This window comes from Dysgonomonas sp. Marseille-P4677 (assembly GCF_016652235.1).
GTDB lineage: Bacteria > Bacteroidota > Bacteroidia > Bacteroidales > Dysgonomonadaceae > Dysgonomonas.
The window spans coordinates 43,293-57,939 of sequence record NZ_JAEPKU010000004.1; the positions used below are offsets into that span (position 1 = coordinate 43,293).

Below are 14,647 nucleotides of genomic sequence, written 5' to 3' on the forward strand. Positions count from 1 at the left end.
CTTTATCACTCCTCTATTTTCATACCAGAAGAATGATAAAGTTTATAATATGTTTAATAATTAAATATCGCCAGATTAATCGTTAAGCATCATTGGCATTAACAGCATCAATAGATCTTCGTTCTCTTCATTCTCGGCAGGAATAATAAGGCCTGCACGCGAAGGATCGGACAATTCTAAAGAAATTTCTGTTGACGGCACATTATTCAGTATCTCAATCAAGAAACTGGATTTGAAACCAATATTCATTGGCGCACCGGTGTACTCGCAGGCAATAGTTTCTTCGGCAGCTGTAGAAAAATCGATATCCTGAGCTGTAATAACTATATTTCTATCCGACAATTGGAGTTTCACCAAGTTACTAGCCTGATTAGAGAAGACTGACACACGCTTCAATGCATTCAAAAAAGCCAAACGATCTAAAACAACCTTATTCGTATTGTTCTGAGGAATTACAGAATTATAATTAGGATAACGTCCTTCAATAAAACGACAAGTCATTGTATAGCTGGACATTTTAATATATGCGTTATTCTCATCAAACTTTATCTCTACTGTCTCAGCCTCTTTAGGAAGAATAGCTTTCAACAAATTGGCCGGTTTCTTTGGCAATATAAAAGAAGCACGTTCTGCCCCTTTAGCCGCCAATGTTTTGCAACGCACCAATTTATGCCCGTCAGATGCAACAAAAGTCAAATCATCGGTTGTTATATCGAAAAATACACCATTCATCACAGGACGAAGTTCATCGTCAGCACTTGCAAATAGAGTACGATTGATCCCGGAAAATAATATTTGAGGCTCAATAACAAGACTTACAGCTGAATCTTTCAATTCCTTAGGCTGAGGATAATCATCGCCACTCTGTCCGATAAAATTATATTTACCATTATGAAAGAATATAAATGTTTCCAGATTATCATTGTTTATCTCAAATGTAAGCGGTTGCTCAGGAAGTTCCTTCAACGGATCAAGCAGGTTCTTTGCATTTACAGCAAACTTTCCGCTACCGTCAGCATCATTTACTTCGAGGGAAGTAACCAAACGTGTTTCTGAATCGGCCGCAGTAAGTGTAAGTACAGAACCACTCAACTCTAATAAGAAACAATCCAAAATGGGCAATGTATTTTTTGAGTTGATCACTTTGCTTATAGCCTGTAAGTGGCTTAGAAGTGCAGTACTGGAAACAACAAATTTCATATTTTCAGAGTGTTTTAAATTTTATTTTTCGCATTATATTAATAGAGCAAATATAAGAATTTTTCAGTTATTACAAGAGTCTTTTATATGATATAACTTATATTTTTTGAAGACAAATATCCGAAATAGGGAAAGCCTATGGAACAAGCTTCCTTATAAGCATACCCATGTCTTATTTTTAATTCAATTTCATTTGTAATCCCTGATTAATTGCTTCTAAGAAGTCTTCTGTGTTTAAATAGTGAGAACGCTGCATCCCATCCCCATGCACTAACATTGCAAGGTCTTTAGTCATTTTTCCTTGTTCCACTACTTCTATACAAGTTTCTTCCAACTTATTGGCAAAGTCAATCAAAGGCTGATTATTATCCAGTTTACCTCGATGAGCCAATCCTCTTGTCCATGCAAAAATAGAAGCGATCGGATTTGTCGAAGTCTCTTTTCCTTGTTGGTGTTGACGATAATGGCGTGTTACTGTTCCATGTGCGGCCTCAGCTTCCATTGTCTGTCCATCGGGAGTCAACAGTACTGAAGTCATTAGTCCCAACGATCCAAATCCTTGAGCAACAGTATCGGACTGCACATCACCATCATAATTTTTACACGCCCAAACAAAACCTCCATTCCATTTCAATGCGGAAGCAACCATATCGTCTATCAGGCGATGCTCGTATGTAATCCCCGCCTTATCATAATCGGCCTTATAATCTCTCTCATACACCTCTTGAAAGATATCCTTGAAACGACCATCATAGGCCTTTAGTATTGTATTTTTAGTAGATAAGTATAGCGGATATTTCTTTTGCAAAGCAAGTCGGAAGCATGAGTGCGCAAAGCCATAGATAGACTCGTCCGTATTGTACATTCCCATAGCAACTCCCCCCCCCTCAAAGTCATAAACAGTATGAGTCTGCGGTTCTCCATTCTCTGGCGTAAAAGTAATAGTTAACTTACCTTTGCCCTTAGTAACGAAATCTGTTGCTTTATACTGATCGGCATTCGCATGACGCCCGATAACAATCGGTTGCGTCCATGTATTTACTAAACGAGGTATATTACTAATAATGATTGGTTCACGAAAGACTGTTCCACCAATAATATTTCGGATTGTTCCATTTGGAGACTTCCACATTTTCTTAAGTCCAAATTCTGCCACTCGAGCTTCATCAGGAGTAATTGTCGCACATTTTACGGCTACATGGTATTTTTTTGTGGCCTCGGCACTGTCAATAGTTACCTGATCGTTTGTCGCATCACGATTCTGAATACTTAAATCATAATATTTCAGATCTACATCTACATATGGGAGTATGAGTTTATCTTTGATATATTGCCAGATAATACGAGTCATTTCATCACCATCCATCTCAACGACAGGATTAGCTACCTTTATTTTTTGCATATTATTTTAAATTAAAATTATAGTTTATTCTGTAGATCTTTCACCCACATCTGCAATAATGCCTGCATCTGTGTGTGATATTTAAAGTTCTTTCTCATACCCCATCCATGTCCGCCTTCGGGGAAAATATACATTGTTGCGGGCACTCTGTTTCTTTTCAGAGCATTGTAATACAATATACTATTTTCAGGAGCAACAGACTCATCGTCGTCACTCAAAAGTAAAATAGTGGGCGGAGTATTTACATTTACCTGCTTCTCATTCGAAAATGTATAAACATCTACCGATGAAGGATTGTCTCCCAGCAAATTCATTTTTGAACCTCCATGTGTAGCAACCTCCATTGTGACAACAGGGTAGAACAAAATAGAAAAATCGGGGCGTGTACTTATACCCGATGTTGCATAATGTGTAGAAACGGTAGAGGCAAGATGCCCTCCGGCAGAAAATCCTGCAATTCCTATTTTATTTACATCAATGCCTAATTCTCCGGCATTAGTCCGTACATACCTCATTGCTTGCTGAGCATCATCTAACGGTATTTCTTTATGCTTATTCGGCATACGATATTTTAGGATAACGGCGGCAATACCTTGCTCGTTCAGCCATGTTGCAAACTGAGTCCCTTCATGTTCGAATGCAAGACCTGCATACCCTCCTCCGGGGCAAATAATCACAGCCATCCTTGTATTTTTGGATTTGTCCGGCAAATAAATAGATAATTCAGGAACCGAAACATCAGTAATCCAACCACTTGTTTTATCATATTTTTCAGGCTGTTTGATTTCATTATCAATAGGAGGATTACCGTCCCATAACTTAACAACTTTTTGAGCCTTCATTTCCACGGAAGTTAGTAACATAAAAATGCCTAATAATAAAGATAAATTCGTTTTCATCATCTGAGTGAAGTTTAGATACCTGAATTTTCAAAGATAGATATTTTAGGATTTAAATCAAAGATTAGAAAGCAGAGCTATCTATTATTTTTTCATTGTAACCAGTGTGTATTGTGCTGAAATACACAAACAGTACTTCCTAAGACTTACAGTCAATAAGATATACGATTCTTTTCCAGATTTTGACTATATTTGTATCTCAAAAAAGAATAATATAAAACTTATAATATGGAAACAGTATTAAGTGGTATCCGATCTACTGGAAATCTACACTTAGGAAATTACTACGGGGCTTTAAGGAATTTCACCAGAATGCAACATGAAAACAGATGCTTCTTTTTCATAGCAGACTACCATTCATTAACGACACATCCTGATCCTAAAATATTACACAGTAATGTAAAAAATGTTCTTACAGAGTATCTTGCAGCAGGTATTGATCCCGAAGTATCTACGATATATGTACAAAGCGATGTTCCGGAAGTTTGTGAATTGTATTTGTTGCTAAACATGCATGCATATATGGGCGAATTATCAAAGACCGCTTCATTTAAAGATAAAGCACGCAAACAACCCGAAAATGTAAATGCAGCCTTACTTACATATCCAACCCTGATGGCTGCTGATATTCTGATGCATAATGCAGATAAAGTTCCTGTAGGTAAAGATCAGGAGCAACATCTGGAGATGACTCGAAAATTTGCGCGTCGTTTCAATAATTTTTATGGAGTAGAATACTTCAAAGAACCTGTAGCCTACAACTTTGGTCAGCAACTGATAAAGATACCGGGACTTGACGGAAGCGGGAAAATGGGAAAATCGGAAGGAAATTGCATTTACCTTGCAGAAGATGCTAAAAGCATAGAGAAAAAAGTAAAACGAGCTTTGACAGACGAAGGCCCGAAAGAACCTAACTCGGTAAAACCTGAGTATATAGAGAATCTGTTTACAATACTAAAAGTCGTTTCGACAGAAGAAGTAGTCTCTCATTTTGAAGATAAATGGAACGCCTGCGAAATACGTTATGGAGATCTTAAAAAACAATTGGCAGAAGACATAATAAATGTAACTACTCCTATACGTGAACGTATACTCGAAATACAGAACGATGAAGCATATTTACATAAAGTAACTGTAGAGGGTGCTGCTAAAGCACGTGAAAGTGCGAGTAAGACACTCCGAGAAGTTCGCGAAATAATGGGTTTTAAAAAATTCTAAGACACTATACGAAAGTGAGAGCCCTGGCAAATTTCGTCAGGGCTTTTTATATTATTCATCAGCATATATTTTGCCTAAATCCACAATAACTAATGATATTTTCATTAAGTTTGTGACATCAATATACGAATAATTCTATAACACATCTTATCATTAGCACATGAATAACGACGAAAAATATGACTTACTGGCAGAAGGAAAAACAGGCCTTGCCTCAGGAATGGGTGTTTATCCCAGGAAGAAAGATTTTAAGTTTGAAGCTCCTCACATAGAAAAGGCTCTTTCGTCGCGAAAAGATTTCAGCCTAATTTCGTTCAATAAGGTAGAAGTCGACAGTGAATTCTCAATAATGAGCTTTGCTGTCGAAATAGAATATAAAGAAACAAGATTCAATGTAGATTTGTATGTATGTGAAACAAAAAACATTAATCTTAATGATTATGGATTTGCCAATTCTATAGACGAAGAATCGCTACAAATAGCAACAGAACAAGCATACTTCCTCGAAACATCCTTATATTTTGAGTTAGATCCTTTAAGTTCATTTCACTTACAATTGAAGATAATGGATGCCATCGTTCCCGACGCAAGTCTGGCTGTCGATTTTATGTCGTATCGTCTTCTATCTGCTAAGTGGCTCAGTATGACAGCTAAGTCATCCATCCCCCCTTCGCCCGATTATCTGTATACACTACATGGAGTATATGACGATAGTGGAGAAAATGGAAACCGTAGATACTGGTTTCATACACATGGGTTGCACCGTTGTGGTTCGGTAGAACTTGAAATGCTCAACTTCAATCAAGGAGCTGAGCAGATGAATACTCTAATAAATATGACTGTCAAAAAGTTCTTGTCACATCCTGCAAAGGAAAAGGAACGGTTCACCATTGGGTATGATGGTATGGGAATCAATCTTTGTTGGTTGAGATGGGAAGAAGCGTTGAAAGATCTTCCTGAAAATATACTTGGTGGAGCCAGTGACCGTGATGAAGTTGATAATGTACATGCGGAACCGTCGGGAATTCTTTTCGCGGTAGAAGATGGTAATATGATTTCCCCTGAGATATATGCATCTACATTAGCTGAAAATCCTATTTACTATATTACTAACGAGGAAACCGAGCGAATGAGCGCTCTGGCAAAAGAGCGTTTTCCCCTATTCGAAAAAGTATTCAAAAAGAAGTATAAGAAGCCGGAAAAAAAATCTTTCTTAAAAAACATGTTCGGTTCTAAAAAAGAAGAGGAACCGGGATGGACATTTTTAACAAAACTAGGTCTTACCGTAGATAATCCTGAAGCAGGAAGTGAGAAAGAACATTTATGGTATGAAGTACAGTCCATAGAAAATGGAAAAATAGAAGGAAAGCTCCTCAATCAACCATATTGGATATCAGGCCTTAATGAAGGCGACATCAAATCTTATCCTTTTGAGCTATTGACCGACTGGATTATCTACTCACCGAACGACAGTTTTACTACCGATTCGATATATATGCTCGAAAACTAATATTAATACATTGCAATTTATCTTTGCATAACAAAGAAATGAAATGGCATTAACCAAAAAAGTTTCAATCGTGATTTGCTGTTATAATGAAGAGTCTAATCTACCTACAGTTATAAAAGCAATTCATGAGAATATGGTAAAAACGGGATACAGATACGAAATAATAGCAGTGAATGATGGTAGTAACGACGAAAGCCAGTCCCTTCTGGAAAAACTATGCGCTGAAGACCCTCAACTTTTTTACATTGAATTTTCTCGGAACTTTGGGCATCAAAACGCACTGAAAGCAGGCTTAGATAATGCCACAGGAGACTGTATTATATCAATGGATGCAGATATGCAACATCCTCCACGTATGCTGCCGGACTTCATAAAGAAATGGGAAGAAGGCTACGATATTGTCTATACCAAAAGAATGGAAGACACATCCCTGCCCAAACGAAAACGTAAAAGTTCCAATATATTCTATAAGGTACTTAATCTTGTATCAGATATTGAACTCGAACCAGGGGTGGCAGATTTTCGGCTTATGGCCAGAAATGCTGCAAATATCCTGATAAATATTAAAGGAGGGGACTTATTTATCAGAGGCATTGTACACTGGATGGGTTTCAAACAATATGCAATAGATTACATGCCGGATAAACGCCTGTCGGGACAAACGAAATATACTTTCAAAAAGATGCGCCACCTAGCTATGCAAGGAATACTTTCCTTTAGCACAAAGCCACTCCATCTGGCTCTTTATCTAGGGTTTAGCATCGCTTTACTATCTTTACTCCTTGTACCATATGCCATCATCAGCTTATGGTCAGGACACGTTATGGCAGGATGGGTATCACAGATAATTACAATCGGCTTTCTGGGAGGACTGCAATTATTTATATTAGGAATAATAGGGCTATATATAGGCCGTATATTTACACAGACTAAAGGTTTTCCTCCATATATTATACGAAGTACAAATATTAAAGAGAGATGAGTGCAAAAATACTTTTAAGTTTCGACATCGAAGAATTCGAGATGCCTCGGGAATATGGCGATCCGATACCGTTCGATTTACAGATAAAAGTTTCGTGGGAAGGTACAACCCGTATACTTAATTTGCTGGCAAAACATAATGTAAAGGCGACATTCTATACGACTGCCAATTTTGCCAGTCATGCTAAAGACATCGTGAAACGTATTGTAGATGAAGGGCATGAATTGGCTTCACACGGATATGTACATGATCACTTCGAACCACCTCATCTGAAAATGTCTAAAGATATATTGGAAGAAATAGGAGGGGTAACAGTACATGGCTATCGTATGGCTCGTATGGCTCCTGTACCCGAGGAAGAGGTTTTTAAAGCGGGATATATATATAATTCGTCTATCAATCCAACTCTACTACCAGGTAGATATAATAAACTGAATGAACCGCGCACTTATTTCAAGAGAGAAGGTGTTTGGCAATTACCGGCTTCGGTAACTCCAATATTCCGGGTTCCACTATTTTGGATATCATTCCACAATCTGCCATTAGGCATATATTGCAAATTGTCGAACAGAGTTCTGAAAAAAGACGGTTATCTGAATGTCTATTTCCATCCATGGGAGTTTATGGATATAGGCCCTAAAAAGAAGTATAATTTTCCTTTCTATGTAACAAAAAATACGGATACGAAAATGATCGAGAGATTTGATAAATTCATCTCTTGGGGAAAAGATAAAGGATATGAGTTTGCCCGTACATGGGACCTTATAGAGTCAATCAAAGAGTAATGCTGAAGCCCTATTCGTCATCCTTTACTTCTTCATAACTAATATATTCTCCTTCATTTTTTGAGAATTTCTTTTGAGAAGAAGTCGGCGATTCTGATTGCTTTGCTTTATTATTAGTACGTCTGCTATTGTTGCGCCGCTTATCTTCAGGCCTTAAAAAGCGTATAGCACGGCCAAGGAGTACTCCGACCACAAGAAAACCAAAGAGACCTAGAAGTATTAAAAATCCGAGAAACTTAAACATAGTATAACTTCATTTCTTATATTAAGGTCACAGACCTACTTATTTTACTTGGGTAAGGATAATGATCTGTTCCGGGAATCGGTTATCAGTATCCGTTATCTAAACAGGCAACAAATATACAGATTAATTTCCAGGATAGATAATATCACCACTCACATTATATTCGATAAAGCTCGTATTAAATGCCTTGAAGCAACCCAGAACATTTCTCGAAAAATTTGTCAATGGATTTGTACCTCCATCCGCCGCAACGGAAAATAGAGATTTATAGTAAGTATACATTCCTTTATCCAGAGACTGAAATTCTATTTTTATATTATCTCCTGTCTCCAAATCGTTATCATGATTATCACTTCTGTTAAAGAACAGTATTTTATGTATACGTAGTCCATCTCTGAATTCATCGCTGTCTAAATATATCGATTTCATAGGATTCCCGTTCACATACAAAATAGTATAATAATAGTTGGCTATACCTTCCGGGTCTTGAAAAATAAAAGAAGGTGAGTACCACGAGCCGCTACCAGCCTTTATTTCATAAATATATGCCTCTTCAATATGTATTACTTCAGGAATAGTTGCAGAAGCCTCATATACATCGTCCCCTACTTTAACCTTTAGAAAATATTTCTTATTAGCTACTCCTTGCACAAGTGAAGTATATGCTCCAGGATTACCCCTACTCTCCTTTAGTATTTCTGTATACCCGTCTTCATCGCTGAGCTCAATTACTGCTCCTGATATTTTCTCACTTGGACCATTATCTCTAAATGCCTGAGTTTTGGTAAGAAGTACTACACACGGGCTAAACTCTGTAATGGAGGCATCTATAACAAGCCTAGGCTCGATAGATCTCAGATCAATATCTACAATCTTTTCACACGAGAATAACGACATGAAGAATATAGATAATAAGAGTAATTTACATATAATTCTCATATTGTTCAGAATTTAAAATTCCACGAGATAGATGGTATCACACTAAATAAATATATCATATACGACTCGGATTTCGATTTGTCATACTCGTTCTGCCTGAACCCAAACATGTATGGGTTCTTGCGCCCATAAGCATTATAAACACTAAATGCCAATTCCGAGGTGTATTTTTTCGTTTTTTTCAATGTACATATTGCTCCCAGGTCAAGACGATGGAATGATGGCGCACGATATTTATTACGTCCTTCATAATAATAAATAGCATGTCCGTCTACTACATATTTTCCTGAGGGGAAAGTCATAGGATTTCCTGTCGCAAAAACCCATGTAGCCGACAGAGTCCATTTCTTATTCAGATCGTATATACCTACAACCGACAAATCGTGTGTACGATCCTGGTTAGCAACATACCACTTATTGTCATTTATATTATCAATCTGTTTCTCGGTGCGGGATAGTGTATATCCGACCCAACCATTAAAACGCCCGAAACGCTTCTTTAAAAATAATTCTAATCCATATGCACGCCCTTTACCAAAAAGCAATTCTGTTTCTATTATTTCCTTAGCCCTTACATCTGCACCATCTTTATAATCTATCTGATTTCGAAGATCTTTATAATACAATTCGGCACTAAATTCGAACATATTATTTGAAAAATTACGGAAATAACCAACCGAAACCTGATTCGCAATTTCGGGTTTAATATAGTTAGTACTTGCGATCCACCTATCTGTAGGACTCGATAGATTTGACGTAGACAATAGGTGCAGATTCTGAGTGGTACGGGTATAAGCAGCTTTGAGTGACGAAACATCGTTCAACTGATAAGCAAACGAAACACGAGGCTCTACACTCCAATACGTTTTCAGAAATTGTCCGTTACGGGTCTGTATTGTATCGGTTATGGCATTATCTGCAAAATTATAGTAATCACCACCGCCTAGAACGCTAAAAGAGGAAAGACGGACCCCATAACTCAACTCTGCTCTGTCATGTAATTTCATGTCATTAGCTGCAAAGATTGCATTATCCCATGAGTAACGATGTGTGTACGGCGTTATCTTCAATTGCGTTGGGTCTTTGCTGCTAAGGTCTCCGGGAACAACAGCCCGGTATATGGATGTAAAACCCGCCTTTATCGTATTCCTCTCATTAGGGTAAAAACTAAATTCCTGATTCAGGTTGAAGTCTTTTATATGAGATACCACTTTCAACCCGGTAGTAAGATCGACACTCACATTATAGGTATAGTCTGTAAAAGAGAATGATGTAGCTGAAGCTGCTTTAGGAGTGAAAATATGGTTCCATTTCAGACTGGCTATAGTATTACCCCAATCTATCATTACTACTTTATCCAATCCCAATTTATCTTTCCCGTAGTAAGCCGAGAAGGTAAGTTTATCTTTATTAGATAACACATAGCTCAGTTTTGCATTCAGATCGAAGAAATACAACTTAGAACCCTTTACTTGCTCTACTCCCACCAAACGGGCTAAAGCATCGGCATAAGTCCTCCGAGCAGAAACTATAAAAGAAGAACGCTCTTTTTGTATCGGGCCTTCGAAAGTAACATTAGACGAAATAAGGCCTATACCTCCAGTTGCATGATAGTTCTTCAAATCTCCATCCTTCATATTTACATCGAGAGTTGAAGATAAACGCCCTCCATATTGAGCAGGCATAGACCCTTTATAAATTGACATGTTGTCTACGGCATTGGAATTGAAAGTAGAGAAGAAACCAAACAAATGGGACGGATTATAAACAACAGCATTGTCTACTAATATCAGATTCTGATCGTTACTGCCACCCCGCACATAAAAACCCGTATTTCCTTCACCCGCGCTCTGTACACCGGGAAGCAATTGTAATGTTTTAAGAATATCCCTTTCTCCTAAAAGTACGGGAATTTTATTCATTGTCTCTATTTCAAGCTTATCTACGCCGGACTGTACATTCTTCACATTCTCGTCTGCTCTGCGAGCAGTTATTTCAACGGCCTCAAGAGACACTACTTCTGCCTCTAGTTCTATATTGTATGTTTTATCTTTGTCTAATTTTAATTTAACCTCCTTTATATTATAGCCCAGCAGCTTAAATATTAGACTATATTCACCGGTAGGCAGTGTAATACTATAGTTACCAGCCGCATCACTAAAACTCCCTTGTTGCGGTAACTCTTTTACTCCAACTGACACACCTACAAGTACTTCTCCATTTTCAGACCCTTTTATCTTACCCTTAACAATATATTTGTTCTGAGCAAAAAGAGACGACGCTACTAAAAAGAAAAATACAATAAAAAGATGCTTCATATTAGATTGTTTAAAGCCGTTACCAGTCTTTCCCTATTTTAACGGAGATTTCTATGTTTTATTAGCATAGTACTGGCTTTTGAACTCATACAAAGATAGAATATATTTATAATTATTTGACAAGAAGCATAATTAGTAATGAGAAACACAAAGAAACGTAACATCTTCTTTAAAAACAGAAAAGCAGCATTCGACGAATGCTGCTTTTCTGTTTTTATTTCAAAATGCACTTATTCACACATATTATTTTGTATTATAGCCCTCTGCTATTACAATATAATTTTTCGAGATATTTTCGGGCATAGTCAATTCTACAATTCTCTTTTCTCCGGCTAATAAATTAATATATCCATCAGAAAAATAAGCAGGCAATAGAACTTCTTTTGTTATTTTATCTACTGCATTTAATTTCACTGCCGCCACAAGATTTTTGGAAGGATTAGATACCTCAACCAACACTTTACCTTTGGCATGTGTTGTCTTTATATTTATATTCACAGCAGGTAAAGTATTCATCGCCATGTATGACTCATTCTTTCCGTCAGTCATCCAATAATCGTTTGTTGATACAACCCTGCCTTTAGTATCTTTTAGCTCCAGCCGTGCTAAATATAAAGTTTCATCTATTTTATCAGGTGTAAAGCAATTAGTAGCTACATTTGCCTTCACATCTATTTTTATATTCTTTTTATAAAGCTCTTTTCCTTGCAAACTTATATAGCGAATACCAGCCGTCATCGATTTATAGTCATTCAATGTTGTATTGATAATCGTAATATCATTACCGGGAAGATTCATTTGTATATGTACAGGTTCACAAGCTTTTTTGGCTCCAAAATATGAACCCGGAGTTTCATAATCGTAGGTATATGTTTGCCAAATCATACTAGGCCATGCCGGATGGCTCATCCATAACACAAGGCCGGTAGTATTATTCCACATCTTACTATTCCATGCCTCAAGCATATTTCGCCACGCGTCGTATGTTACGAATTGGGATTTACGTACAAAATCCTCCATACTATCAGGTTTGCCATAACGTTCCACAGCATTCATAAAATCGCCGAAATTTTGAGTTGTATGATGCAGGTCATGGTATGCCCATACATCGTTTATCGGCCATTGATCTTCTTTTGCGATAAACTTACGAATAGTATTTGCAGTAGGTATGGCATAGCTACCCATTTCAGTGTTAAACCCTTTAGCATTTTGAGTATAGTATAATGAAGGATCTTTGAAATAACCCCAAGGACCGCTTGTTCCCATATTAAGGAAACGCGATTGCCCGTGATAATGGCGAGTAGGATCTTCTTTTGCTACCATCTCAGACAACTTAATTCCCATCCCCTTAGGAGCAAATCCTTCATTACGAGGACACCATACAGCAATAGAAGGATGGTTACGATAACGACGCACAACATCTGTTGCATTTTTCACAAACAGTTCAAAATCACTTGGCTCTACCGTATCGTCTGTCGTAATCCAGAAATCGTTCCAGACAAGCATTCCATATTCATCACACAATGAATAAAACACTTCCTCTGTAGACTCACCAGTCCAGTTACGGATAATATTGAAATTAGCCTCTTTATGTAATTTAACATATGGTTCAATACGCTCTCTCGACACACGTTTCATCCCATCATCCATACCCCAGTTGCCACCACGGCAGAATATACGTACGCCATTTACCCTAATAGCAAAGAAAGACCCTACAGGATCGTCATTCGATAGTTTTTGCAGCCCTGATACATCTGCACCTTCAGCAATGGTAGGAAGTTGATTGTCTTTTGTAAAGAATACACGTTTTTCATAATCAAATACAGGCTTACCCTTTTTCTCTGTCGAATTTGGAGTATAAAGTATTCTGTTATTGTTGTCGCCTCCTTCATTTACCATCAACTCGTAAGACATCTCACGAATACCAAAACGCACCTTCTTAGTATCTGAAGCATTATTATTTACTTGTGCGCTCAAATGCAAATCATACAGTTCGGGATTACCATAACCATTGGGCCACCACAAACGAGGATTGGTCATATTCAGTTCTTTGAACTTATCGGGATCGAAAGAAATTACTTTTTCCTCATTAGGCGCTAAGGTATAAGACTGAAAGATATTTATATTTTCAATTTTTGCAGATAATGTTCCGTTTATTGTTTTAGATGTTATATTCTTAACGGGCGTTTCAATTGTTATTCTTGCCTGCGTAGTATCAGGAAGTAATATATCTGTAGTTACTAACGGATCGCCAATAAGCACATCCCCGCTTGCTCTTAGCCTTACATCTTGCCAGATACCAGTATTACGGTCACGAATGCCGGGAATCCAATCCCAGCCGATGGAGGATATGAAGGTTGGCCCGTCTGTACTCAAAACTCCACCGTTCAATCCTTGTCCGGCGATCATAGATTGTTCGTGAGGAATACCCGGATTATTCGGAGGAAAGATATGTACTGCCAGAATATTTTCTCCGTTTTTATTTACTAAATCAGATATATTATATTCTCCTCGTATAAAAGCACCTTTAATATTACCAAGTCTTTTACTATTAAGATAGATTTCTGCCTGATAGTTAATCCCATTAAATAAGAGATGCAGTTGCTTATCCGAAATATTTTGCGGGATAGTAAATTTGCATCTGTACCACCAGTCGGTACGGCTCAACGACTCCGGGATATCCATATTATTCAATCCAAAGAAAGGATCGGCATATACACCTTGATCTACAAGAGTAGTGAGCACTGTTCCCGGTACTGTTGCATTATACCATGTTGTGGTATTTAATTGAGGATCAAAAATAGATTTCCCAGATTCAATTACTGTTGCCCCGTCTGTCATTTCCCATCCCTGTGAGATAATCCATTCTCCTGTCTCTGTGGCAATTAATTTAGTCGGTAAATTTTGTTTTTCAACCCTTTGCGATTTTTGAAAAGGAGCGTTTCCTTTAGGTAGTTCCGATTGAGGCTGAGGTTGTCTAAGTCCTGTCCACAACTGCCCCGGAATAAAATCCTGCGCATTAATCCCGATTGATGATACAGCCAATAGCAAAACCATCAAACTTCTTACATACAAGCTTTTTTGTCTTTTGTTAATCATGGTAAGATATTATCTTTGTTTTAAGGTCATAGACCTATTTATTAATTTTTC

The 14,647-nt window shown here is 37.5% G+C and carries 11 protein-coding genes; 4 read left to right on the forward strand and 7 right to left on the reverse strand.

Annotated elements, in window-relative coordinates:
* Window positions 1-75: 75 nt before the first annotated feature.
* The 3 genes from dnaN to JGH11_RS02065 all read right to left on the reverse strand — a co-directional run bounded on the left by dnaN (window position 76) and on the right by JGH11_RS02065 (window position 3,504).
* Entirely contained in the window at window positions 76-1,200 is a 1,125-nt protein-coding gene (gene dnaN, locus JGH11_RS02055) for a DNA polymerase III subunit beta (RefSeq protein WP_201109902.1), read from the reverse strand.
* A 178-nt stretch (window positions 1,201-1,378) separates the two neighbouring features.
* The gene (locus JGH11_RS02060; protein ID WP_201109903.1) at window positions 1,379-2,602 is read right to left on the reverse strand and encodes an isocitrate dehydrogenase (NADP(+)); all 1,224 of its coding nucleotides are present in this window, start codon (window positions 2,600-2,602) and stop codon (window positions 1,379-1,381) included.
* Between the two features lie 17 nt (window positions 2,603-2,619).
* Entirely contained in the window at window positions 2,620-3,504 is an 885-nt protein-coding gene (locus JGH11_RS02065; protein ID WP_201109904.1) for an alpha/beta hydrolase, read from the reverse strand.
* A gap of 225 nt (window positions 3,505-3,729) precedes the next feature.
* Here JGH11_RS02065 and trpS point away from each other — a divergent pair, with 225 nt between their 5' ends.
* The 4 genes from trpS (at window position 3,730) to JGH11_RS02085 (ending at window position 7,996) form a co-directional block, all read left to right on the forward strand.
* Window positions 3,730-4,719 (forward strand): tryptophan--tRNA ligase, encoded by a 990-nt coding sequence (gene trpS, locus JGH11_RS02070; protein WP_201109905.1) that lies wholly within the window; start codon window positions 3,730-3,732, stop codon window positions 4,717-4,719.
* Between the two features lie 160 nt (window positions 4,720-4,879).
* Entirely contained in the window at window positions 4,880-6,229 is a 1,350-nt protein-coding gene (locus JGH11_RS02075) for a DUF4026 domain-containing protein (RefSeq protein WP_201109906.1), read from the forward strand.
* Between the two features lie 43 nt (window positions 6,230-6,272).
* Window positions 6,273-7,211: a glycosyltransferase family 2 protein gene (locus tag JGH11_RS02080; RefSeq protein ID WP_201109907.1), complete on the forward strand. Its 939-nt coding sequence runs from the start codon at window positions 6,273-6,275 to the stop codon at window positions 7,209-7,211.
* Window positions 7,208-7,996 (forward strand): polysaccharide deacetylase family protein, encoded by a 789-nt coding sequence (locus JGH11_RS02085; RefSeq protein WP_201109908.1) that lies wholly within the window; start codon window positions 7,208-7,210, stop codon window positions 7,994-7,996. Before JGH11_RS02080 ends, JGH11_RS02085 begins: the two co-directional genes overlap by 4 nt.
* A 10-nt stretch (window positions 7,997-8,006) precedes the next feature.
* Here the strand turns inward: JGH11_RS02085 and JGH11_RS02090 are convergent, their stop codons facing one another.
* The 4 genes from JGH11_RS02090 to JGH11_RS02105 all read right to left on the reverse strand — a co-directional run bounded on the left by JGH11_RS02090 (window position 8,007) and on the right by JGH11_RS02105 (window position 14,596).
* Window positions 8,007-8,240, reverse strand: a complete 234-nt coding sequence (locus JGH11_RS02090) for a DUF4834 family protein (protein WP_201109909.1) — start codon at window positions 8,238-8,240, stop codon at window positions 8,007-8,009.
* A 123-nt stretch (window positions 8,241-8,363) separates the two neighbouring features.
* On the reverse strand, window positions 8,364-9,179 hold the full coding sequence (locus JGH11_RS02095) for a DUF4249 domain-containing protein (RefSeq protein WP_201109910.1): 816 nt from the start codon (window positions 9,177-9,179) through the stop codon (window positions 8,364-8,366).
* 5 nt (window positions 9,180-9,184) lie between these two features.
* On the reverse strand, window positions 9,185-11,497 hold the full coding sequence (locus JGH11_RS02100; protein ID WP_201109911.1) for a TonB-dependent receptor: 2,313 nt from the start codon (window positions 11,495-11,497) through the stop codon (window positions 9,185-9,187).
* A 243-nt stretch (window positions 11,498-11,740) separates the two neighbouring features.
* Complete coding sequence (locus tag JGH11_RS02105) at window positions 11,741-14,596, reverse strand: sugar-binding domain-containing protein (RefSeq protein ID WP_201109912.1); 2,856 nt, start codon at window positions 14,594-14,596, stop codon at window positions 11,741-11,743.
* Window positions 14,597-14,647: the final 51 nt, after the last annotated feature.

What these genes read in the sequence shown, in the direction of transcription:
- dnaN (WP_201109902.1), bottom strand. Translation starts at nt 1,200, where the DNA reads ATGAAATTTGTTGTTTCCAGTACTGCACTTCTAAGCCACTTACAGGCT.
- JGH11_RS02060 (WP_201109903.1), bottom strand. Translation starts at nt 2,602, where the DNA reads ATGCAAAAAATAAAGGTAGCTAATCCTGTCGTTGAGATGGATGGTGAT.
- JGH11_RS02065 (WP_201109904.1), bottom strand. Translation starts at nt 3,504, where the DNA reads ATGATGAAAACGAATTTATCTTTATTATTAGGCATTTTTATGTTACTA.
- trpS (WP_201109905.1), top strand. Translation starts at nt 3,730, where the DNA reads ATGGAAACAGTATTAAGTGGTATCCGATCTACTGGAAATCTACACTTA.
- JGH11_RS02075 (WP_201109906.1), top strand. Translation starts at nt 4,880, where the DNA reads ATGAATAACGACGAAAAATATGACTTACTGGCAGAAGGAAAAACAGGC.
- JGH11_RS02080 (WP_201109907.1), top strand. Translation starts at nt 6,273, where the DNA reads ATGGCATTAACCAAAAAAGTTTCAATCGTGATTTGCTGTTATAATGAA.
- JGH11_RS02085 (WP_201109908.1), top strand. Translation starts at nt 7,208, where the DNA reads ATGAGTGCAAAAATACTTTTAAGTTTCGACATCGAAGAATTCGAGATG.
- JGH11_RS02090 (WP_201109909.1), bottom strand. Translation starts at nt 8,240, where the DNA reads ATGTTTAAGTTTCTCGGATTTTTAATACTTCTAGGTCTCTTTGGTTTT.
- JGH11_RS02095 (WP_201109910.1), bottom strand. Translation starts at nt 9,179, where the DNA reads ATGAGAATTATATGTAAATTACTCTTATTATCTATATTCTTCATGTCG.
- JGH11_RS02100 (WP_201109911.1), bottom strand. Translation starts at nt 11,497, where the DNA reads ATGAAGCATCTTTTTATTGTATTTTTCTTTTTAGTAGCGTCGTCTCTT.
- JGH11_RS02105 (WP_201109912.1), bottom strand. Translation starts at nt 14,596, where the DNA reads ATGATTAACAAAAGACAAAAAAGCTTGTATGTAAGAAGTTTGATGGTT.